This is a genomic window from Pseudomonas sp. No.117 (assembly GCF_054558395.1).
The window spans coordinates 165822-186748 of sequence record NZ_BAAJNP010000007.1 but is presented as its reverse complement, the minus strand read 5'-3'; the positions used below and the strand labels follow the sequence as shown (position 1 = coordinate 186748).

The 20927-nt window shown below is 61.1% G+C and carries 18 protein-coding genes and 2 pseudogenes; 9 read left to right on the top strand and 11 right to left on the bottom strand.

Features of this window, described 5'->3' with window-relative positions:
* Positions 1-123 precede the first annotated feature (123 nt).
* The 3 genes and pseudogenes from ACYJP6_RS18075 to ACYJP6_RS18065 all read left to right on the top strand — a co-directional run bounded on the left by ACYJP6_RS18075 (position 124) and on the right by ACYJP6_RS18065 (position 2497).
* The gene (locus ACYJP6_RS18075; RefSeq protein ID WP_459476483.1) at positions 124-459 is read left to right on the top strand and encodes a response regulator; all 336 of its coding nucleotides are present in this window, start codon (positions 124-126) and stop codon (positions 457-459) included.
* A gap of 397 nt (positions 460-856) precedes the next feature.
* Positions 857-1639, top strand: a pseudogene (locus tag ACYJP6_RS18070) (MCP four helix bundle domain-containing protein); the annotation flags it as partial.
* The gene (locus ACYJP6_RS18065) at positions 1634-2497 is read left to right on the top strand and encodes a methyl-accepting chemotaxis protein (protein WP_459476874.1); all 864 of its coding nucleotides are present in this window, start codon (positions 1634-1636) and stop codon (positions 2495-2497) included. The pseudogene ACYJP6_RS18070 and the gene ACYJP6_RS18065, both read left to right, overlap by 6 nt.
* 100 nt (positions 2498-2597) lie before the next feature.
* Here the strand turns inward: ACYJP6_RS18065 and ACYJP6_RS18060 are convergent, their stop codons facing one another.
* The 5 genes and pseudogenes from ACYJP6_RS18060 to ACYJP6_RS18040 form a co-directional block, all read right to left on the bottom strand.
* Positions 2598-2993: a hypothetical protein gene (locus ACYJP6_RS18060; RefSeq protein ID WP_459476872.1), complete on the bottom strand. Its 396-nt coding sequence runs from the start codon at positions 2991-2993 to the stop codon at positions 2598-2600.
* Positions 2994-2997: 4 nt separating this feature from the next.
* A pseudogene (locus tag ACYJP6_RS18055) lies at positions 2998-3132 on the bottom strand (biotin-dependent carboxyltransferase family protein); the annotation flags it as partial.
* The gene (locus ACYJP6_RS18050; RefSeq protein WP_459476870.1) at positions 3129-3317 is read right to left on the bottom strand and encodes a carboxyltransferase domain-containing protein; all 189 of its coding nucleotides are present in this window, start codon (positions 3315-3317) and stop codon (positions 3129-3131) included. The gene ACYJP6_RS18050 and the pseudogene ACYJP6_RS18055, both read right to left, overlap by 4 nt.
* Positions 3260-3586, bottom strand: coding sequence for a carboxyltransferase domain-containing protein (locus ACYJP6_RS18045; protein ID WP_459476481.1), 327 nt, complete (start codon positions 3584-3586; stop codon positions 3260-3262). The genes ACYJP6_RS18050 and ACYJP6_RS18045 overlap by 58 nt, the downstream gene beginning before the upstream one ends.
* Before the next feature lie 226 nt (positions 3587-3812).
* The gene (locus ACYJP6_RS18040; RefSeq protein ID WP_459476479.1) at positions 3813-5267 is read right to left on the bottom strand and encodes an efflux transporter outer membrane subunit; all 1455 of its coding nucleotides are present in this window, start codon (positions 5265-5267) and stop codon (positions 3813-3815) included.
* 96 nt (positions 5268-5363) lie between these two features.
* Here ACYJP6_RS18040 and ACYJP6_RS18035 point away from each other — a divergent pair, with 96 nt between their 5' ends.
* From ACYJP6_RS18035 to ACYJP6_RS18015, 5 genes are all read left to right on the top strand, one after another.
* Positions 5364-5981, top strand: a complete 618-nt coding sequence (locus ACYJP6_RS18035; RefSeq protein WP_459476477.1) for a TetR/AcrR family transcriptional regulator — start codon at positions 5364-5366, stop codon at positions 5979-5981.
* Between the two features lie 76 nt (positions 5982-6057).
* Positions 6058-7173 (top strand): efflux RND transporter periplasmic adaptor subunit, encoded by a 1116-nt coding sequence (locus tag ACYJP6_RS18030; RefSeq protein WP_044340888.1) that lies wholly within the window; start codon positions 6058-6060, stop codon positions 7171-7173.
* Positions 7170-10268, top strand: coding sequence for an efflux RND transporter permease subunit (locus ACYJP6_RS18025; protein WP_459476474.1), 3099 nt, complete (start codon positions 7170-7172; stop codon positions 10266-10268). The genes ACYJP6_RS18030 and ACYJP6_RS18025 overlap by 4 nt, the downstream gene beginning before the upstream one ends.
* Positions 10269-10333: 65 nt before the next feature.
* Positions 10334-11620, top strand: coding sequence for a beta-ketoacyl-ACP synthase II (gene fabF / locus ACYJP6_RS18020; RefSeq protein ID WP_459476472.1), 1287 nt, complete (start codon positions 10334-10336; stop codon positions 11618-11620).
* A gap of 337 nt (positions 11621-11957) precedes the next feature.
* Positions 11958-12572, top strand: a complete 615-nt coding sequence (locus ACYJP6_RS18015; RefSeq protein ID WP_044340885.1) for a TetR family transcriptional regulator — start codon at positions 11958-11960, stop codon at positions 12570-12572.
* Between the two features lie 185 nt (positions 12573-12757).
* Here ACYJP6_RS18015 and ACYJP6_RS18010 read toward each other — a convergent pair whose 3' ends face one another.
* From ACYJP6_RS18010 to ACYJP6_RS18000, 3 genes are read right to left on the bottom strand one after another with little or no spacing between them, the layout of a single operon-like run.
* On the bottom strand, positions 12758-13684 hold the full coding sequence (locus tag ACYJP6_RS18010; RefSeq protein WP_044340884.1) for a sugar ABC transporter substrate-binding protein: 927 nt from the start codon (positions 13682-13684) through the stop codon (positions 12758-12760).
* A gap of 46 nt (positions 13685-13730) precedes the next feature.
* Positions 13731-14519, bottom strand: coding sequence for a TIM barrel protein (locus ACYJP6_RS18005; RefSeq protein WP_044340883.1), 789 nt, complete (start codon positions 14517-14519; stop codon positions 13731-13733).
* A gap of 4 nt (positions 14520-14523) precedes the next feature.
* Positions 14524-15540 carry a Gfo/Idh/MocA family oxidoreductase gene (locus ACYJP6_RS18000; RefSeq protein WP_459476469.1) on the bottom strand — a complete coding sequence of 339 codons (1017 nt, stop codon included), beginning with the start codon at positions 15538-15540 and terminating at the stop codon, positions 14524-14526.
* A gap of 182 nt (positions 15541-15722) precedes the next feature.
* Here ACYJP6_RS18000 and ACYJP6_RS17995 point away from each other — a divergent pair, with 182 nt between their 5' ends.
* A complete protein-coding gene (locus ACYJP6_RS17995) occupies positions 15723-17720 on the top strand; it encodes a sigma-54-dependent Fis family transcriptional regulator (protein WP_044340881.1) in 1998 nt (665 codons plus the stop codon).
* 144 nt (positions 17721-17864) lie between these two features.
* On the opposite strand, the gene ACYJP6_RS17990 is transcribed toward ACYJP6_RS17995, so the two are convergent.
* The 3 genes from ACYJP6_RS17990 to ACYJP6_RS17980 form a co-directional block, all read right to left on the bottom strand.
* Positions 17865-18707 carry an SDR family NAD(P)-dependent oxidoreductase gene (locus ACYJP6_RS17990; protein ID WP_052504082.1) on the bottom strand — a complete coding sequence of 281 codons (843 nt, stop codon included), beginning with the start codon at positions 18705-18707 and terminating at the stop codon, positions 17865-17867.
* Between the two features lie 184 nt (positions 18708-18891).
* Complete coding sequence (locus ACYJP6_RS17985; RefSeq protein ID WP_044340880.1) at positions 18892-19893, bottom strand: NADP-dependent oxidoreductase; 1002 nt, start codon at positions 19891-19893, stop codon at positions 18892-18894.
* Positions 19894-19944: 51 nt separating this feature from the next.
* Entirely contained in the window at positions 19945-20838 is an 894-nt protein-coding gene (locus tag ACYJP6_RS17980) for an alpha/beta fold hydrolase (protein ID WP_459476466.1), read from the bottom strand.
* Between the last annotated feature and the right edge of the window lie 89 nt (positions 20839-20927).

Here is a 20927-nt window from a genome sequence, read left to right as displayed (position 1 = left end):
ACCTAAGGGCGATAAAAGCGAAGGCATGCTGCCCCTATAAAGGCCCTCCTATTGGCATCGGCTCAATCCCTCCAAAGTCGCGGCGGTCATATGCTTAATCTGTCGAGCTTCCGAGTCGTTGTCGTGGAAGATAACGATACCCTTAGCAGTATCCTTGAAGACTTCTTTGCAGATCGCGGAGCAAAGGCCGCCTATTTCGACAATGCGGATGATGCGTTGGTGGCTATTCTGCAAGGGGGCAAACCCGACCTGCTGATCACCGATCAACTCTTGCCGGGGCAGCTCAGAGGAACCGATTTGGTTCGGTTGCTGCTCGGTCGATGGCCTGATCTGCCAACCGTCCTGACCACTGGATACGGCTACGAAATTGGACGAGACCTACCGGCACAGGTGGTTTATTTGCAAAAGCCGTGGTTGCTTGACGCGCTCGAAAAGGCGATCGCTGACGCCTTTCGCTGACCTATCTTGGACGCGTTCCAGATGTCGACTCCCGTCGTGACATGAATCTTCCATTCTCTTTCGACCCTGAGGCAGCTTATGATTTGCTCCCCTTGGAGGGTGACCTTGGGCTGACAAGTCGAATCATCGCTGGAAGTCTGTTCATAGCCCGGCATGGCACCTTGGATCAGGTGAGGTCATGGGGTGAGATCAGGGAGCAAACGCTCTATCTGACGGGTACCCCGATCGTGGTTGGCCAACTGCTGGGGTCATCCTGACGCTTACCCGAACTCAGGCCACCTTCAAGCTGGTCCAGATCGCTGATGCCGCCGAACGGCCATCAAGTCCTGCCTAATCATGCCGTTACAGTGGCAATAGGGTTCAAACCCATCTCGTAGCCACTCAAGCAGGACATCCCATGGTCTGGTTCAACAACCTTGCGCTAGCGAAAAAACTCGCCATCGCTTTCGGCCTCTGCACCCTGATTACTCTTGGCATTGGTGCCGTGGGCATGAAGGGGATCGTGACACTTAATTCCCTGCTGGACTCGGTCCTCAACAATAACCTTCGGTCCATCACCCAGCTCAACGACGCCAAGAGCAACGTTATCGCTCACAACCGGGACCTTTTTCGCTTGATGTCGATGACCTACAGCGGCGCCTCTCAGGAGGAACGTGACCGCGTAACGACGTCCCTGCGTGGTAATCAGGGCGAGGTGGAAAAGCCATTTTCTGCGTATCGCGCAACGCCACTGGAGGGCGATGAAAAAGCGGCAGGTGATGCGTTCGAGCAGGACTGGAAAGGTTACTTGGCAGGTGTGGACGCAGCCTTAGGCCTGCTTAGAGCAAATGATGTTGCCGGGGCGTCTCGTGTGATCGACGAACAAGCCCAGCCCAGCTATCGGAAGACCATGGCGTCGTTCAAAATCATGGTCGAATCCAATCAACGCCAAGGCCGCGAAGCAGGCGCCGCCGCGATCAGCGCCTATCAAGGGGCGTTTTGGCTGCTGGGTGGCGGCTTGGCGCTTGCCGTACTCTGCGCGGTAGCACTGGGCATTGTCATTACACGTCTCATCGTCGCTCCGATCCGCGAGGCCGTCGCCAGCGCCGAACGCGTCGCCAAGGGCGACCTGACTCACCCCGTCCTCAGCAGTCGTTCCGATGAAGCTGGCCAACTGCTTCAGGCATTGGGTTCCATGCAAAGCAGCCTGAAGAGTACTGTCCAGCAGATGGATAGCGCGGCAACACAACTGGCCGCGGCAGCTGAGGAGCTTCATGCAGTTACCGAAGAGACGGCAAATGGTCAGCTTCGTCAGCATAGCGAAGTGCAGCAGGCCGCTACTGCCGTCAACGAGATGACCGCAGCCGTTGAAGAGGTGGCACGCAATGCCGCTACCACCTCTGGCGCATCGCAGCAGACGAGTCGCGAAACTCAGAATGGACGTCACCAAGTACAACAGGCGGCGCAGTCCATGACCGAAATGGCTGGCGAGATCAGCGACTCTACTCAAAAGGTGCAAACGCTTGAAGTTCAGATACGCGAAATCGGCCAGGTGTTGGATGTGATCCGCGGTATCGCAGAACAGACGAACCTGTTGGCGCTCAACGCGGCGATCGAAGCCGCACGGGCCGGCGAGCAAGGGCGGGGGTTCGCTGTGGTAGCTGATGAAGTCCGGGCGCTGGCACATCGGACGCAAGGATCAACCGGTGAGATCGAGCGCATGATGAACACCGTCAGAACCAGCGCGGAGGATGCGGTCAATGCAATGCATAAAAGCAAAGCCTTGGCAGACGACACTCAACAGCGTGCGCACCAAGCGGGCGAAGCCTTGGATCGGATCGCCGTCGGTGTAGTCGAAATCGAAGAGCGTAATTTGGTCATTGCGAGCGCGGCCGAGGAGCAAGCCCAGGTCGCAAGAGAAGTGGATCGCAATCTGGTGAACATCCAGGATCTGGCCACCCAGACAGCCACTGGCGCCCAGCAGACAGCTGCCTCTAGCCAAGAGCTTTCGCGTCTCGCTATTTCTTTCCAGGGTTTGGTGGCGCAGTTCCGTTACTGACGGCCTCCTTTAGCTATCGTCAATCGTTCAGCTGTATCTCAACGTTAAGCGCTCTGGACTGAGCGCTTTTTTTAAGTGCGCGTTCTGGCCGTTTGCTGCCCTACGGCAACGGCTGCTTTGGGTCGATTGCTGTCATTGGCTGATTTCGGCTTGGGTATTCCCAAAGTTTTGCAGCATTTTCGGAAACCGGCACTTTCTCCAGCCGGCAGACATGCCTTCCACCGAAGCCGGCGCGTAGGTTGGTGGTGCGACTGCCCAGCACCTGTTTCAGGCGGAAGCCGTCGGCTACGGCTAGATAGGCGCGGGCGCCGCTGCGACGGCGACCGAAGCTTAGCTGGTCGCCCTCTCGCAAGGTCCGCGTCTCGCCGGGTGGCCAAGGCTGGCCACTCAGCGACGCGCCCAGGTCCGCACCGGTCAGGGCACGACGCCAGCGACCATGGCAATGCAGCGTTGGCCCGAGCAGGGTGATCTCGAGCACCGGCGCGTCCGGCGGCATTGCCGAGCAGGGCGTTGGCCAGGCGGTGGGATACCTCATCCATTGGTCCGCCCACCGGCACGCCCCAATGCTGGTAGCCATGACGGCCGAGGTCCTGGAAGGTGGTGGCCAGGCCTGGGGTCAAGACTTCCAGGGTCATGGCCGTACCTCCTGCAGGCCGGCAAAGGTGGCCGCATCAATCGGCACGCAGCGAATTCGATCGCCGGCGCGCAGCCGACAGGCCTGTTCTGCCTGCGGATCGAACAGACGCCAAAGCGTACGGCCAATCAGCGACCAGCCGCCCGGGAGCGTCTTGGGATAGATGACGCTCTGCCGATTGGCCAGGCCCAGGCTGCCGGCCGGTACCTGGGTACCTGGGTACGGGGCATGCGGCGGCGTGGCAGGGCCAAGCGCTCGTCATAATGGCCAAGGTAGGGATGTCCAGATGCGAAGCCGAGCATCAGCACCGTGACCTCGGCGCCATGCAGCGCGATGAGCTCCTCTTCAGAGAGTCCGCAGTCCGCGGCCGCGGCGGCTCTATTTCCTATCGCAACGGTGCTCGGGACCCAGGCGAGAGATCTAGCCTTGACGTACGCGCGGCTGCTGAAATGCAAGACCAATCAGCCGGTACGATAACTATGTCACCCCTGCACATACCGCTCGCGTCCACCACCCCCTGCATCCCCTCAGTCTAGGTTTTCCCTTCTATCCACCGCCCCCCACGCGCGATAGAAGGGCAAAGGAAATGTAGAGCCAGAATCTAAAGCTCTGGAAACACCGAGGTCTCGCTCGATTTCACGCGTTGAATTAGATGAGACAAAGGTTTTTGCTCGCGTTGACCTACTTCTTCGTCACAAGCTGAGCGGCTGCATTCGAACGCCATCCACCCCCCAGCGCCTTAAACGTCGCGATCGTCGCTTGCGCAGCAGAGGTTTGCGCCTGAGCACGTGCGTCTGCGGTCCGCAACAAACGCTCGTCGGCCTGCAGGACCTCAATCAGGGGCACTACACCTTTTTGGTAGGCAAGCGATGACGCCTGGCGAGCCTGAGCTAGGGAGGCTTCACCAGAGGCAAGCAATGCTGCCTGCTCTTCTCGGCGGAGTTGGGCTGTGAGGGCGTTTTCAACGTCCTCGGTAGCACGCAACACCGCCAGCCGGTAAGCCGCCAGCAGTTCCGCATCGCGGCCCTTGGCCGCCTGGATCTGAGCATCAATGCGACCGAAGTCGAATAGTCGCCAACGTACGCCCAGAGCGCCCAGGGCCTGATTGGCATCGTGGCTGAACAAGTTACTGCCGGAGATTGTGGTCGCGCTGCCGATCAACGCGTTCAGGGACAACTTGGGGTAATACTCGGCAACCGCTACGCCTATCCGTGCATTTGCGGCAGCCAGTTGCCGCTCGGCTGCAATCAAATCGGGACGCCGGCGGAGCAGGTTGGTGGGACTGCCAGCTGTTTCAATACGAGGCGCCGTGGGAATAGGTGCTACCGCTGCCAGCTCAGCTCGATAGGTGCCAGGCGGCTTGGCCAACATGACGTCGAGGGCGTTCAGCCCCTGTTCTAGAGCGTATTGCAGAGCCGGTATCGTCGCCTGAACCTCAGCTAGCCCACCAGCGGTTTGGTTACGCTCTCTGTCGGTTGCCAATCCCTTGCCATTCAATAGCGTGACCATCGACAGCAGTCCCCGCTGGATATCGACCTGACGCCGAGCGATCGCCAGGCGAGTCTGCAGACCGCGGATATCGAGGTAAAGATCGGCTGTCTGGGCAGCCACGGCTAGGCGCACGGCACTCGCGCCGGCCAAGGAAGCCTGGTAGTCGGCCTGGGCGGCCTCACGGCCTCGCCGCAGCCCGCCAAACACGTCTAACTCCCAGCTTGAACCGAGATTGGCTTCATAAGATGAACCACTCCTGTCGTAGCCGGGCGATGAATTAAGCACTCGTCCAAGCGGGGTTTCCAGAGACTGATAGGCGCGACCGGCCTGGCCATCAAGATCGCCTACTGGCAATAGCGCGGCTTTGGCCGCCGTAACACCGGCGCGAGCCTGAGTAATGCGTGCGTTAACCTGGGCCAGATCGAGATTTTGCGCAAGGGCCTGTTCCACTAGGCGACTCAAGAGTGGATCGTTGAAACGGTCCCACCAGCCAGCAAGGGACTGATCGGCTTGGGGCGCCCCCACCGGCTTCTGCTGAAAAGCTGCAGGTAATGCGACTACAGGGGCCTGGTAGTCGGGTCCTACTGCGCAGCCGCTCATCAGGGTAGCGCTGGTGAGCAGAATAATCTGGAGTCTGGAACGCATGGGCTTTTATCCTGAGCAACGCCTAACGGTTAGTGTGACTAATGTGTATATTGGTCACCTTCCGTTTCCTTTTGCAACTGCCGGAACGCCTATCCCATGACTACCGAATCCGTTTCATCTGGCCTGTCCCGTGGACCGGCCGAGCACGACGTCCGTCACCAGATCATGGTGGCAGCGAAAGAGCACTTCAGCCTCTACGGGTACGAGAAAACCACCGTGTCCGAACTCGCCAAAAGCATCGGGTTTTCCAAGGCTTACATTTACAAATTCTTCGATTCGAAGCAGGCGATCGGCGAAGCTATTTGTGCGGATTGCCTCCAGAAAATTGAGGCTGAGGCCAGGGCAGCGGTTGCCTCGACCACTAAACCTCCAGAGAAGCTAAGAAGGCTTTTCCAGAGCCTTCCGACTGCAACGCTTCAGTTGTTTTCAGATGATCGGAAACTATATGAAATTGCCATCTCTGCGGCGACGGGTCGCTGGCCTGCCACGATCAGCTACGAAGCACGTGTGCAGGAGCTTCTCAAGGAGATCCTGGTGCAGGGCCGCTGGGAGGGACAGTTCGAGCGCAAGACGCCCATCGACGACGTGACACTGGCGACTTATCTCGTGTTGCGACCCTATCTGAATCCACTGATGCTCCAGTACAGCTTTGAGCATTTTGACGTCGCTCCTGCCGAGTTGGCCAACCTGGTGCTGCGGAGCCTCGCCCCCTAAATCGATTCGTGACTATTGACTAAAAAGGTCACTCGTATCACATTGCGCGCTTTGCTGGCATCCTCTCGGAGCTTCCATGTTCGCGCGCCGTCTGCTCTCCACTGCTGTGGTGGCTACAGTCCTTCCGCTGTCCTTTGCCGGCTGCAACGCCCCTTCCCAAGAAGACCCCCGTACGCAGGCGCCTTTGGTGCGAGCTGCAGTGGCGGAGCCCGCCGAGAGCGCTAGTCGTACCTTTACCGGTATCGTCGCCGCGAGGATCCAGAGCGATCTCGGCTTTCGCGTGACAGGCAAGGTCGCTGAACGGCTGGTGGACATCGGGGAAACCGTCAAGCGCGGGCAGCCGCTGCTGAAACTCGATCCCATCGATCTGCAGCTGGCCCTGCAGGCTCAGCGCGAAGCCGTGGCAGCTGCCCAGGCGCGGGCTCGGCAAGCGGCAGACGATGAGTCTCGCTATCGCGACCTGCGAGGCACAGGGGCAATTTCGGTCTCCGGCTACGATCAGATCAAGGCCACTGCGGATACGGCCAGGGCCCAGCTCAAGGCCGCCGAAGCCCAGGCCGAAGTAGCGCTCAATGCCAGCCGTTATGCCGTCTTGGTTGCCGATGCGGATGGCACCGTGGTCGACACCTTAGCCGAGCCCGGGCAGGTCGTAGCAGCAGGGCAGATCGTGGTGCGCCTGGCCCGCGCGGGCGCCCGCGAGGTCGTCGTCCAGCTACCGGAAACCTTGCGTCCGGCGCTTGGCTCACTGGCACAAGCCAGCCGTTTAGGTGGTGCTCAACAGCCGGGACCGGCACGGCTGCGGCAGTTATCGGATAGCACCGATCGCGAGACGCGTACCTTTGAGGCGCGCTATGTCCTCGAAGGGGCGCTGGCCAGTGCTCCCCTGGGCACAACGGTGACACTGCGCATCCCAGAAGACACTGTGCAGCGGGCGAACGCCTTGAAGGTGCCATTGGGCGCCCTGTACGACGAGGGCAAGGGCGCGGGGGTCTGGCGTATCCAGGGCTCGCCCGAACAGGTTGCTTGGGTACCCGTGCAGGTTCGTCAGGTGTCGGATGACACCGCTCTGGTAGACGGGCCGCTGCAGCAGGGTGACAGGGTCGTGGCCCTCGGCGTTCATCTGCTCCATGAAGGCCAACCGATCCGGTTGGCCACAGATGCCAACAGTGCCCTTGAAGGAAAGCAGCCGTGAGCGACAGCCGATTTAATCTGTCGGCGCTGGCCGTCCGCGAGCGCTCCATCACCCTGTTTCTGATCCTGCTGATTTCGATTGGTGGGGTGCTGGCCTTCTTCAAGTTGGGCCGGGCGGAAGACCCGGCCTTTACGGTTAAGGTCATGACCATCATTACGGCTTGGCCAGGTGCAACGGCGCAGGAAATGCAGGATCAGGTTGCCGAGAAGCTGGAGAAGCGCTTGCAGGAATTGCGCTGGTACGACCGCTCGGAAACCTATACCCGTCCGGGTTTGGCCTTTACCACCTTGACGCTGCTCGACAGCACGCCGCCGGCCGATGTACCGGAGGAGTTCTACCAGGCGCGCAAGAAGATCAGTGACGAAGCCAAGACCTTGCCTGCCGGAGTCATCGGGCCAATGGTCAACGATGAATACGCCGATGTCACCTTCGCGCTCTTCGCGCTCAAGGCCCGGGGCGAGCCGCAGCGGCTGCTGGCGCGCGAGGCAGAGACGCTGCGCCAGCGCCTGCTGCATGTACCGGGGGTCAAGAAGGTCAACATTCTGGGGGAGCAGAGCGAGCGTATCTATGTGGAATTTTCCCATGATCGCCTGGCGACCCTGGGCGTCTCGCCCCAGGACATCTTCGCCGCGCTCAATGCGCAAAATGTCCTGACCTCCGCGGGTTCCATCGAAACCCGCGGCCCCGAGGTGTTTGTCCGCTTGGATGGGGCTTTCGATCAGCTCGATGCCATTCGCGATACCCCGGTGATCGTCAAAGGCCGCACCTTCAAGTTGACGGACATCGCGACGGTCAAGCGTGGCTATGAAGACCCCGCGACCTTCGTCATCCGCAGCGGCGGCGAGCCAGCCCTGTTGCTTGGCATCGTCATGCGCGACGGCTGGAATGGCCTGGATCTCGGCAAGTCACTCGAAAGCGAAGTCGGCGCCATAAACGCTGAGATGCCTTTGGGCATGAGTCTGACCAAGGTGACCGATCAGGCGGTCAACATCGCCTCGTCGGTCGATGAGTTCATGGTCAAGTTTTTCGTTGCGCTGCTGGTGGTCATGGTGGTGTGTTTCGTCAGCATGGGCTGGCGGGTGGGCATCGTCGTAGCCGCGGCGGTGCCGCTGACGCTGGCCGCTGTCTTCCTGATCATGGCCGCCACGGGCAAGAATTTTGATCGCATTACCCTCGGCTCGTTGATCCTGGCCCTGGGTCTGCTGGTGGACGATGCCATCATCGCCATCGAGATGATGGTGGTGAAGATGGAGGAGGGCTATGGCCGGGTCAAGGCGTCGGCCTATGCCTGGAGCCATACCGCCGCCCCTATGCTGGCCGGCACCCTGGTGACGGCCGTGGGCTTTATGCCCAATGGCTTCGCCCGCTCAACCGCAGGCGAATACACCAGCAACATGTTCTGGATCGTCGGCATCGCGCTGATCACCTCCTGGGTCGTGGCGGTGGTGTTCACGCCCTACCTGGGCGTCAAGCTTCTGCCGGAAACCAAGACCGTCGAAGGCGGCCACACCGCCCTCTACGACACGCCACGCTACAACCGCTTTCGCCGAGTGCTCGGCCAGGTGATCGCGCGCAAGTGGTTGGTCGCGATTCTCGTAATAGCGCTGTTCGTCGGCGCCATACTAGGTATGGCTGTCGTCAAGAAGCAGTTCTTCCCCATCTCCGATCGTCCCGAGGTGATGGTGGAGGTGCAGATGCCCTATGGCACCTCGATCACCGAGACCGAGCGGGCGACGACCAAGGTCGAGGCCTGGCTCGCCCAGCAGGACGATGCCCGAATCGTGACCTCGTACATCGGGCAGGGCGCGCCGCGCTTTTTCCTCGCGATGAGCCCGGAACTGCCGGATCCGTCCTTCGCCAAGATCATCATCCGCACCGACAACCCAGAGGCCCGCGAAGCGCTCAAGCTGCGCCTGCGCGAGGCCATCGCCGCTGGACTTGCGCCCGAGGCACGACTGCGGGTCACCCAACTGGTGTTCGGTCCCTATTCGCCGTTCCCGGTCGCCTACCGGGTCAGCGGTCCCGATCCCCAGGTGCTGCGCCGGATCGCGGGCGAGGTGGAGCAGGTGATGCGTGCCAGTCCGATGATGCGCACGGTCAACACCGACTGGGGCACCCGTACGCCGGTGCTGCGCTTCAAGCTGCAGCAGGATCGCCTGCAGGCGATAGGCCTGAGCTCGAGCTCCGTGGCGCAGCAGCTGCAATTCCTGCTCAGTGGCGTGCCGGTGACGGCGGTCCGCGAAGATATCCGCACCGTCCAGGTGATTGCCCGCGCGGCGGGCGACGTGCGCCTCGATCCGGCGCGTCTGGGCGATCTCACCCTGGTCGGCGCTCAGGGCCAGCGCATTCCGCTGGCGCAAGTCGGCGACGTGGAGGTGCAGATGGAAGAGCCCATCATGCGGCGGCGCGATCGGGTGCCGACCATCACCGTGCGCGGCGACATCGCCGAAGACCTGCAACCGCCGGACGTTTCCACTGCCGTGCTCAAGCAACTACAGCCGATCATCGACCGCTTGCCGGCTGGCTATCGGATCGTGCAGGCGGGCGCCATCGAGGAATCGGGCAAGGCGATGGAGGCGATGCTGCCGATCTTCCCCCTGATGATCGCGTTGACGCTGCTCATCATCATCCTGCAGGTGCGCTCGATGGCCGCGATGATCATGGTCTTCATGACCAGCCCGTTGGGGCTGATCGGGGTCGTACCTACGCTGATCCTGTTCCAGCAACCCTTCGGCATCAACGCCTTGGTCGGGCTGATCGCGCTATCCGGCATCCTGATGCGCAACACCCTGATCCTCATCGGCCAGATCCATCAGAACGAACAGGACGGCCTGCCGCCCTTCCAGGCGGTGGTCGAGGCCACCGTCCAGCGAGCGCGCCCGGTGATCCTCACGGCGCTGGCGGCGGTGCTGGCCTTCATTCCGCTTACCCATTCGGTGTTCTGGGGCACCCTGGCCTACACCCTCATCGGCGGCACCGTCGCGGGCACCATGCTCACCCTGGTGTTCCTGCCGGCCATGTACGCCATCTGGTTTCGCATCAAGCCGCCCGCCCACCAGGACGCCGTGCCAGCCGCGCTGGCCGGGGATTCCTGAGCGGGCGCGGGCAAGACGCGAGGTCGCCCGGGGGCGCCTCGTCCATCGAGAGAAGAGGTAATGCAATGCAAGGCAACGACAGAACACGCATCGTGGTCACCGGCGTAGGTACCGTCAGTCCGCTGGGATGCGGTACGGAGGCCGTTTGGGCGCGGCTGCTGGCTGGTCGCTCTGGACTGAGCCTGTTGCCGGCCGAGGTCAGCGACGGGGTGGGCAGTCTCATCGCCGGTCAGGTTCCTGACAGCGCGGAAGATCCGGAAGCGGGCTACGACCCCCTGGTGGCCATCGCCGCCAAGGACCTGAAGAAGATGGATCGCTTCATCGAGTTTGCCCTGGTGGCGGCCAAGGAAGCGCTCGATCAGGCCGGCTGGCAGCCGACCAGCGAGGCGCAACGGGAGCGGACGGCGACCATCATCGCCTCCGGGGTCGGCGGTTTCGGCGCAATCGCCGAGGCAGTGCGGACCACCGATGCCCGCGGCCCACGCCGGCTCTCGCCGTTCACCGCGCCCTCGTTCCTCGCCAACATGGCGGCGGGTAACGTCTCCATCCAGTACGGTTTCCGTGGTCCGCTGGGGGCGCCCATTACCGCCTGCGCCGCCGGTGTCCAGGCCATCGGCGATGCCGCCCGGCTGATCCGTAGCGGCGAAGCCGATATCGCCCTCTGTGGTGGCGCCGAGGCAGCCATCAACCGCGTCAGCCTCGGCAGCTTCGCCGTCGCCCGGGCGTTGTCCACCGGCTTCAATGACCGACCGCAGGAAGCTTCTCGGCCGTTCGACAGCGATCGCGACGGCTTCGTCATGGCCGAAGGGGCCGGGCTGTTGGTGATCGAGACCCTGGAATACGCGTTGGCACGCGGCGCCCAGCCGTTGGCCGAGCTGGTGGGCTACGGCACCAGTGCCGATGCCTATCACCTCACCGCCGGCCCGGAAGACGGCAGCGGCGCCCGCCGTGCCATGGCGCAGGCCTTGCGCCAGGCCGGGATCAACGCGACCGAGGTGCAGCACATCAATGCCCATGCCACCTCCACCCAGGTGGGCGACAAGGGCGAGCTGGCGGCCATCCGGGCGGTCTTCGGTGATCACGCTCCGGTGGCCATCACCTCGACCAAGTCGAGCACCGGCCACCTGCTGGGTGCCGCGGGTGGCATCGAGGCGATCTTCACCGTGCTCGCCCTGCGCGATCAGGTGGTGCCGCCGACCTTGAACCTCCACCACCCTGATCCGGCCGCCGAGGGTCTGAACCTCGTCGCCTTGCAGGCCCGGCAGTTGCCGATCGAATATGCCCTATCCAACGGCTTCGGTTTCGGCGGGGTGAACGCCAGCGTGCTGTTCAAGCGTTGGACAGGGGCCTGATCGCTGCTGAATTCGGCAGCACGCGCAGCGCGGCCGCTGAGGCCTGCAGCGTTGCGCTAGTTTTTTTTGGACTCGCGTAGCGGTAGGAGCGGCGTTTCCCTGCGTCGTCTTCAGTTAGAAATTGAGTCCACCAGGAAGAGATGGCTCTCTTCCTGTTTTTCTTCAACGGCTGCCCTAACTAGGCCGATGGCATCTGAGCAGGTCCTAGCGCTGACGAGCACGCATCCTGTGAAGATACCGAAGGGGTAGCCTATGGACGCATACATGCGCGAATGTTTGTAAAGGGCAGGCCAAACGGTAGACTGCCGAGATAGACGCCTCTGGAGCGAGATACCTAATGCGCCGTACGAAGGAAGACGCTGAGCAAACCCGGCAGACCATCTTGGATGCAGCCGAGGCGTTGTTTCTCGACAATGGTGTATCACGCACCAGCCTCGAAATGATCGCCAGACAGTGTGGAGTCACTCGAGGAGCGGTGTACTGGCATTTCGCGGACAAGGCGCAGCTGATTCATCAGATGCTCAATCGCATCCGTATTCCACTCGATGAATTCACCCAGCAGTTGAGTGCGGATGGGGAGGACGACTGCCTGATAAGGCTGTACGAGCTGTGCGTGGAGTGCATGGAAAAATTCGTACAGCCGGGACGGGAACGGCGTGTCATGACCATCGTTATGCACCGTTGCGAGTTCACCCAGGAACTGTACGAAGTCGAGCAACGTGAGAATGCCTTGACTCGCGAATTCGTGGCGCTCGTCGAGCGCCTCTTCGACGGCCAACGGCAGCGCCTGCAGGCCGGCGTGACACCGAGAGATGCTAGCCTGCAGTTGCATAGCCTCTTTTCCGGCACGCTGGCAGGCATCCTGCGTGACCAGGACATCTTCGCACCGCTCATGGATGTACGACTGATCTTCACCCTTTACTTCAGGTCGCTGGTAAAAGACTGGCCATGACAAGGGGCCAGCGGTTGTACGAATCGGGTACTGACATCTTTCCAGCGCTAGACGAGGTGTTGTGATGCGACAGGGGCTCGTCTCCGGTCTTCGAGGGGCGTTCTTGCAGTGCGATCCCACGGTTCTGGCAGCGCCCCGTACACCTCCGGGACGCTACCAGGTTTAGGCTGGCGTGCCTCGACTCGTTATTTGAAGCGTGCTGCGTAGGTCGCCAAGTTATCGGCCGTGATCAGTTCATAGGGTACCCAGACATCCGCCTGGACCGGTTCCTTGCGGATCATCTTGAGCGCAGATTGCACCGCCTGCATTGCCTGGCCCCGCGGATCCTGGAATACCGATGCCGCCAGCAGTCCGCGCTTGATCGCCGCCTGGCCGTCGGGCAGCCCGTCCACCCCTACCACCGGAACCTTACCCATGCCCATGCCGGCCTGTTGCAGCGCCATGGCGGCGCCGATGGCCATCTCGTCGTTGTTGGCGACGATGGCATCGAAATGGGTGCCGGCGGTCAGCCAGTTGCTGGTGAGGTCCATGCCCTTGCTGCGGTCCCAGTCCGCGTTCTGCTGGGCGATCACCTTGATGTCAGGATAGGCCTTGAGCGCTTCCTTGAGACCTTCGGAGCGGCCATGGGTGGCGTTCTGGGTCAGCTCGCCCATGATCAGGGCGATATTGCCCTTGCCGTTCAGTTGCTTGGCGATGAACTGTCCCTGCAGCTGCCCGGCTTGCAGGTCATCCGAGGCCACGGCGACCACCCCGGCAGGCAGCTTGGGATCGTCCGGGCGCCGGTTCACGTAGACCAGTGGGATTTTGGCGGTGGTGGCAGCGCGGGTGATGTTGACGGTGGCCGCGGTATCCACCGGTAGCACGATCACCGCATCCACGTTCTGGGCTAGAAAGCTCTGCACCTGATTCAGTTGGCGCACGACGTCGCCCTGGGCGTCTTCGAATTGCATGCTGATCTTTTCGGCCTTACCGGCCTCTTCCAGATTACGACGCACATAGGTCATGAAGTTATCGTCGACCTTGGCAATGCTGACGCCAATGCGGTAATCGGCCAGGGCGAAAGGCATCAGAGCGAAGGCAAAGGTAGCGCAGAGTAATTTGCGAAGGATCATGGCGGTTTCCTCTTGTTGTTATTGATGTTGCAGTGGCGAGCCGGGACTACAGCGAGAAGGCCGTTCGGAAACGTTCCAGGGCGCGCTCGGTATCACCTTCCGAGGCCCAGCCTTCGAGGCCGACCACACCGCGATAGCCGAGGGTGGCGAGTGCTCGGGCGATCGCCGGGTAGTGGATTTCGCCGGTCCCTGGCTCGCAGCGTCCGGGGACATCGGCTACCTGAATCTCGCCTATGGCCGGCCCTGCACGACGAATCAGCTCGATCAAATTTCCCTCGCCGATCTGCGCATGGTAGAGGTCCAGGTTAAGCCGCAGGTATGGGCTGGCAACGGCCTCGATCAGGGCCAGAGTGTCTTCGGCACGGGCGAAGGGAACGCCGGGGTGATCCACGGCCGTGTTAAGGTTTTCCAGCAAAAAGACCTTGCCGGCGCTCGCGCCCAGACGCGCGATGTCGTCCAGGGTGGCAGCGGCTACCAGCCATTGGCCGCCGCTCACCGCCGTCAGGGGATTGACTGGCAGGCCTCGACTGTCCAGGCCGGTGCCGTGCAGGTTGAGCGAGGGACAGCCGAGGCGCTCGGCCACGGCCAGGGACTCCCGAGCGCTGGCGAGCAGAGCCGCGCGGCCCTCGGTGCTGACCAGATCGCCGGAGACGTAGCCGGTCATGGAGGTGAAGCGCGCGCCGGTGGCGGCCAGCGCATCGATGTCGTGTCGGGTCCAGTCCCAGATCTCCACAGCGAAGCCCAAGGCGTTTAGGCGGCGGACGCGCTCGACGAAGGGCAGATCGAGAAAGACCATTTCGGCGCTGACCGCCAGGATGAAGGGGGATGAGGTCATGGCATCACTCCGCGACGGCGACCGGTTGACCGGTTTTCACCGACTCGATGGCGGCCAGGGCGATGGCCAACGCGGCCCGGGCATCGGTGCCTCCTACCGGCACCGGCGTACCCTGGCGCACTGCGTCGACGAAGGCACGCAGTTCGGCCAGATAGGCCTCACGCAGTAGCTCGGCGTCGGAGCGCTGCGTGGTCTGGCTGATGCCCTCGGCGCCGTAGCAGACCAACTCGCTGGTACGGGCGTCGCCGGCGGTCAGCATGCCTGCGCTGCCAAAGACCTCGCCGCGGACGTCGTAGCCATATACCGCCTGAAAGTTCGCCTCGGCGGTGGCGATAGCGCCATTGTCGTAGCGAACGGTCACTACGGCGGTATCCACCAGCCCCTGGTCGCGGAAGTCGGGACGCACTAAGGCGTCGGCCACCGCGTACACCTGGGTCGCCCGGGCGCCCGGGTTGAAGAAATTGAGGGTGTCGAAATCGTGGATCAGGGTTTCCAGGAAGATGGTCCAGGGCTTCACCGCCGCCGGGTTGTGCAGCCCTGGATCGCGGGTGAGCGAGCGCAGCAGCTGAGGCGTGCCGATGCGTCCCTGGGTGATCAGCTCGCGAGCGGTTCGGAAGCTGGTGGCGAAGCGCCGATTGAAACCCACTTGCAGGGCAACGCCTGCTTCAGCACAGGCAGCGATGGCACGATCGGCCTCTTCCAGGGTCACGGCCATGGGTTTCTCGCAGAACACCGGCTTGCCGGCCCGGGCAGCGGACACCACTAGCTCGGCATGGCTGCGGGCAGGAGCGACGATGACAACGGCCTCAACGGCGGGATCCTCGATCAACGCCTGGGGGTCGGTGTGGATGTGGGTGACGTCCAGGATCTCGCCAAGCCTGGCAGCAGCGCCAGGCGCCGGATCGGCCAGAGCGACCAGCCGCGCGCCATGCAGGTGGCGGGCGAGGGCGTTGGCATGGAAGGTACCCATGCGACCGGTACCGATGAGGCCGAGGGAAAGGGGGGGCTTCGTCTGGGGCATGAGGCGTTCTCTTGTGGTTGTTATAGGCGTGGGCGATAAGCCCGAAAGGTAGAGAGCAACCGCCATGCCAGGGCAGGAAAGACAGCCACGCTGCGGGCTGACGGACTTGCCAGTCTGGATTTATGTCTATAAAAAAGACATGTCCAGTTGGGCATGTCCAAAGAATGGACGAGGAGCCGAACATGCAGGAGCAGGTCGCCCCAAGCGAGCTGACGCTGGAATTGCAATTCGTCAGCGAGCTGCGGCGGCCTTCGGTCGCCGAAGGTGTCCAGCGCGAGCTAGATGCCGCCTGGACGGCCTGTGTGGCAGGGGCCACTGAATTGGCCCCGGTACGGCCGGTGATACGGGCGTCCTGGCTGCGCAGCCGCGCGGCGGGCATCGTCGCGGAAGAATTCCACTACGAGTTCGTCGGGTCGCAGGAGCTGACGCGCCGGCTACAGTCGCAGCGCGAGCTGCTGGATATCGCCGCGCCGGTGATGGCCGAGCTGTTGCGCTACAACCCGAATGGGCACCTCAACCTGGCGGATGCCGAGGGCGTAACCCTTGCCGCCTGTGGGCTGGATCTCACGCCACTAGGCAGTCGTCTGTTGGAGTCGGTGCAGGGCACCAACTGCACCGGACTGGCCCTGCGCGAGCAGCGGCTGGTATTCGTCCTAGCGTGCGAGAATTTCAAGCGCGAGCTGCGCGAGCGGCGGATGCACTGCGCTTCGGCGCCGGTCCGCGACACCCAGGGAAGGCTGATCGGCGCCCTAACCCTCACCGCGGCGGTGGGCAACTTTCACTGCCATACTCTGGGCACGGTCCAGGCTGCAGCCGATGCGATCTCCCGCCAGCTGGCGCTCACCGCACTGCTGGACGAGCAGCAGCGGGTGCTGGAGGTCCTTAATGAAGGCGTCATCCTGCTCGACGACGACCGCTGCATCCGTAGCCTGAACGGCTATGCGCGCCGCCTGCTGCAGCTTGATGATCCACAGCGGGGGCAGCCCTTCGCCAGCTTCATCACCAAGGACACTGACCTCGACCTTTGGCTGGATTGTCGTTGGGAGCGCCAGGACCGCGACCTCACCTTGTTGCTACCAGATGGCAGCGGTTTACCGTGCCTGGCCTCCGCCGCGCCCATCGCCCAGGGCGGCTGGGTGCTATCGCTGCGAGAGAACCGCCGCATCCGTGAGATCACCCGCCAACTGCTGGGCACCCGAGCGCGCTATAGTTTTGCCGATATTCAAGGGCGTTCGCCAGCCTTGCAGGGCAGCCTGCGCCTCGCGCAGGCGGCAAGCCGCAGCGAAGCCACGGTGCTGGTGCTGGGGGAAAGCGGGGTAGGCAAGGAGCTGTTCGCCCAGGCTATCCACAACGCTAGCGCTCGGCGACATGGGCCCTTCGTCGCGGTGAATTGCGGCGCCATCCCCCGCGACCTGGTGCAGAGCGAGCTGTTCGGCTACGTCGAGGGAGCCTTCACTGGCGCCGCCCGCGGCGGTTCGGCGGGCAAGTTCGAGCTAGCTGATGGTGGGACCCTGTTCCTTGATGAGATCGGCGACATGCCCCTGGAGGCCCAGGTGAGCCTGCTACGCGTGCTCCAAGAAGGCGAAGTGACCCGGGTCGGTGCCAAGAAGGCCCAGGCGGTGGACGTCCGGGTCATCGCTGCGACCCATCGAGACCTAGCCCAGGCGGTGGTGAATGGCAGCTTTCGCGAGGACGTGTTCTATCGTCTCAACGTTCTCACTCTGCGAGTCCCGCCGCTGCGCGAGCGCCGCGAAGACATCCCGCTGCTTGTAGCGACCCTGCTTCAGAGCATCGGCCGGACCCTGGAGCGGCCGCCGCTGGCTATCGCGGATGAAGCTCTAGCGCTGCTGATTGCGCACGGCTGGCCCGGCAACGTGCGGGAGCTGGAGAACGTCATAGAGCGAGCAATGAACCTGGCCCAGGGCATGCACATCCAATCGGCGGACTTGCCGCCCGAACTGCTCGCTCCGATTGCGGCCGCATCAAAGATAACGGAAGGCGGCCGCCTGACGCCATTGGATCTAGGCCAGCGCGACCTCATCCGCGCGACACTAGAACAGACAGGTGGAAACCTAAGACAGACTGCTGCACGTCTAGGTATCTCGCGCGCCGGGTTGTACGTCAAGCTGGCGCGTTATGGGCTCCAGCCTGGAGAATTCCGTGGACGAGGGGAGGCTTAGGTCAAATCGAGAGCTCATAATCAACTCTTCTCGATGCAAATCTACCGTCCGCTGCAACTCCTGCTTCTGGGCTCCACCCTTACCTACCTGCCCCGCGCGCGACTGAAGGACAGAGGGAGAGCTATGGAAGCACTATCGGTCACCCTAGTGAAGCCGATCCAAAGAGCGACCACCCGATACCTGTCGTAAACACTCTTCGCCGTCGGTCCTGACATGCGCTTCCGAGTTAAGAGCACGTAGCAAGCTCAAACGACCAGAAGTGCTCCCAGCCGTATAGCGAAGCTTAGGTCGCTTGGAGGTGGCGGCCCTAACTACAGCCCTGGCAACAACATCGGGGGCATCGGCGTGCTGCAGAGCTGGGTGCAACCGGTTTGCAAGAATGGATTCGACATGTTCGTATGCTAGTAGCCTGAAGTCGGGCTCCACACAGGAGTCGTCTAGAAGGGTCTTGATGAAGCCTGGCTCAACTACCGAAACCCTGATGCCGTGACTGCGCAATTCGTGATCGAGAGCATGGGAGTAGCCCTTAACGGCATACTTACTAGCAGAATAATTGACGAAGTAAGGGAGCGGTACTCCTGACAAGGCGGGGCCGAGGTTGACGATACGCCCGTAACGCTGAGTCCGCATGACTGGGACGACTGCACGGATCATTCTAACCATGCTGAAGAAGTTTATGTCGAACAGTGCCTTGGCCTGCTCGATAGAGCTTTCTTCAGCACCTGCCGGCATTAGCTTCAATTCGGCGGTATTAACCAGTAGGTCGATACGTGCTTCAAGCTTGATCAATTCGGTGATCGCGTTTTCCACCGAGTCTTCGTCGGTGATGTCGAGATCCAGTCTCTCGAATGTAGCATACGCAGCTTCGCCACTTTCAATACAGCCGCCATATACCGTGTAGCCGGAAATCGCGAGGCGATTAGCTATCGCCGCCCCAATTTTTGACGAAACATCGGTAACTAGGGCTACGAGGCGAGCAGAAGCCATAGATTATCTCGGATAAGTACGTAGTTTAGCCCCGCCTTGGTCGGGCCCTCTGGGCGCATTTGGATAGTACTTGGGCGGTAAGTGAACTCCTCATTGATAAGGGGTGAATGTTTTTCAATCTTAGTTGGATAGAAAGCTAGCATCGGTTGGAGGCTTCGTTACGTCTAAGCTTAATTGGTACTAACTAAACAACCCTTATTCCTACTTTGCCTTTGGCACGTCCGCTCTCTACGTACGCTAATGCTTCACCTGTTTCCTCCAGCGAGAACACTCTGTCGATTACAGGTCGAATCGCGCCGCTTTCAACAATGGCTGCAAGCTTCTCAAGCTGCTCGCCGTCTGCACGCATGAAGAGGAAGGTGTAGTCGACTCCTTGGAGCTTGGCTTTCCTTCGAATATCTCGGCTAAGCAGACGTAGAATCTGCTTGAGCGGCCAGGCCAATTTGCGAGCGTCTGCAAACGCTGGAGTAGGAGGGCCAGATATAGAGATCAGTTGCCCACCAGGCTTCAGGACTTGCAAGGACTCTTTCAACTCTTCACTGCCCAGGCTATTCAGCACGACGTCGTAGTCGCGAAGCTCGTCTGCAAAGTTTTGTCGTTTGTAATCGATAACGACGTCCGCGCCTAGCGCTCTCACCCACTCAATGTTTGGAGTGCTGGTAGTAGTCGCAACGAAAGCACCTAAGTGCTTGGCCAGCTGGATGGCGATACTTCCTACCCCACCGGAGCCTGCTTGTATCAGAACCTTCTGGCCTGGTTTTAGCTTCGCTGTCTCAACCAAAACTTGCCAAGCGGTCAATGCTACAAGCGGTAGGGCTGCAGCCTCGATCATGTTGAGGTTGGATGGCTTGAGTGCTACCGAAGACGCCTTGATCGCTATGGCTTCCGCAAAGGTGCCAATTCGATCATCGTCGGGCCTAGCAAACACTTCATCTCCAGCCTTGAAAGCAGTCACCTGAGCGCCCACCTTCAAAATGGTCCCGGCGACGTCGTTCCCTAAAACCAACGGCAATTGATAGGGAAGTATCAGCTTGAACTCGCCACGTTTAATTTTGACGTCTAGCACGTTTACGCTGGTAGCATGAATTTGAATAAGTACTTCGTCGTTCTGCAGCTCCGGCAGAGCTGTCTCACCAATGCGGCCTGATGTTTTCTTTTCATAGCGATCTATGATGAAGGCTTTCATTATGAAATGTTCTCTGCGTTTTGAGTGAGAAGGAGATTGCCGTTGCCTCTCTTAGTAAAAATCCGCCGCCGGCTTTTCAAGGAAGTCTAGAGCTGTCCTAGTAAATTCAAAGTGATATTGAAAAATACCTCCATGGCCAGCGTCGCTGTAAATGACTAGCGTAGAGTCAGGGAAGCGTCTAGCGAGATCCCGACTGTTTTCCGTTGGTACCATGATGTCGTTATCGCCATTGGCGATCAGTACGGGAATCTTTAGGTTTCGAAGATCCTGTGGCGCTTGCCGCCCCCACGCCCTAATCGCTCTCAGCTGCCTGAAAAAGGCTCGCAATGTCGGTTCCTTGTCGCGGTTGGTCGTCCGCTCATTCAAGCGATCGAGGAAGTCCTGTGCGGCTTGTCGGCCGGTGCTGGATGAGGTGAAGAATAGATAATATTTGGGGTCGCGCCGCGTCAGCATTCCTTTGAGGATAAGGGGCCAGGAGACCCTTCCTACCTGGCCAATTCCTTCTCCTCCCGCCGGCCCTGTGCCGGTCAGGATGAGACGCCGGACCAGGCAGGGCGCTTGGAGCGCGACACTTTGGGCAACAAAGCCGCCGAGCGAAAAGCCGAGCAGATCCACCTGTCCCAGATCGAGGGTTCGAATGAAGGCGATCAGGTCTCTGGCCATTTCAGCAACCGTGATAGGGGCGACTCCGCCTGAAGCTCCAATTCCTCGATAGTCGATGGCGATGACTCTGCGCGAGGAAGCTAGGCCTTCGATAATGCGCGGATCGAAGTTGTCGAGGACCGCACCCCAGTGGTTCAGCAGGATCAGCGGAATGCCTTCACGTGGTCCCAGGTCACGATAAGCAAACGCGGTCCCGTCCACTTGGGCCGATTGGGTCTGGACAGTTTTGTAGGACGGCGCAGTAGTAGGGTGTTGTTCTGTAGCTATCGGTCTTGAAGTCATCAAGGCCTCCCGGGTCGGCATCCGGCAAATGCGGTAGCGGAAACCGATCAGAAAGAAGCCCCTGATCGGTCTGCGAGTAAACACGCTAT

Coding starts and splice junctions, on each gene's coding strand:
- ACYJP6_RS17985 (WP_044340880.1), bottom strand. CDS start 19,893: ATGAAAGCCTTCATCATAGATCGCTATGAAAAGAAAACATCAGGCCGC.
- ACYJP6_RS17995 (WP_044340881.1), top strand. CDS start 15,723: ATGCAGGAGCAGGTCGCCCCAAGCGAGCTGACGCTGGAATTGCAATTC.
- ACYJP6_RS18035 (WP_459476477.1), top strand. CDS start 5,364: ATGACTACCGAATCCGTTTCATCTGGCCTGTCCCGTGGACCGGCCGAG.
- ACYJP6_RS18040 (WP_459476479.1), bottom strand. CDS start 5,267: ATGCGTTCCAGACTCCAGATTATTCTGCTCACCAGCGCTACCCTGATG.
- ACYJP6_RS18000 (WP_459476469.1), bottom strand. CDS start 15,540: ATGCCCCAGACGAAGCCCCCCCTTTCCCTCGGCCTCATCGGTACCGGT.
- fabF (WP_459476472.1), top strand. CDS start 10,334: ATGCAAGGCAACGACAGAACACGCATCGTGGTCACCGGCGTAGGTACC.
- ACYJP6_RS18015 (WP_044340885.1), top strand. CDS start 11,958: ATGCGCCGTACGAAGGAAGACGCTGAGCAAACCCGGCAGACCATCTTG.
- ACYJP6_RS17990 (WP_052504082.1), bottom strand. CDS start 18,707: ATGGCTTCTGCTCGCCTCGTAGCCCTAGTTACCGATGTTTCGTCAAAA.
- ACYJP6_RS18010 (WP_044340884.1), bottom strand. CDS start 13,684: ATGATCCTTCGCAAATTACTCTGCGCTACCTTTGCCTTCGCTCTGATG.
- ACYJP6_RS17980 (WP_459476466.1), bottom strand. CDS start 20,838: ATGACTTCAAGACCGATAGCTACAGAACAACACCCTACTACTGCGCCG.
- ACYJP6_RS18030 (WP_044340888.1), top strand. CDS start 6,058: ATGTTCGCGCGCCGTCTGCTCTCCACTGCTGTGGTGGCTACAGTCCTT.
- ACYJP6_RS18005 (WP_044340883.1), bottom strand. CDS start 14,519: ATGACCTCATCCCCCTTCATCCTGGCGGTCAGCGCCGAAATGGTCTTT.
- ACYJP6_RS18060 (WP_459476872.1), bottom strand. CDS start 2,993: ATGCCGCCGGACGCGCCGGTGCTCGAGATCACCCTGCTCGGGCCAACG.
- ACYJP6_RS18065 (WP_459476874.1), top strand. CDS start 1,634: ATGCAAAGCAGCCTGAAGAGTACTGTCCAGCAGATGGATAGCGCGGCA.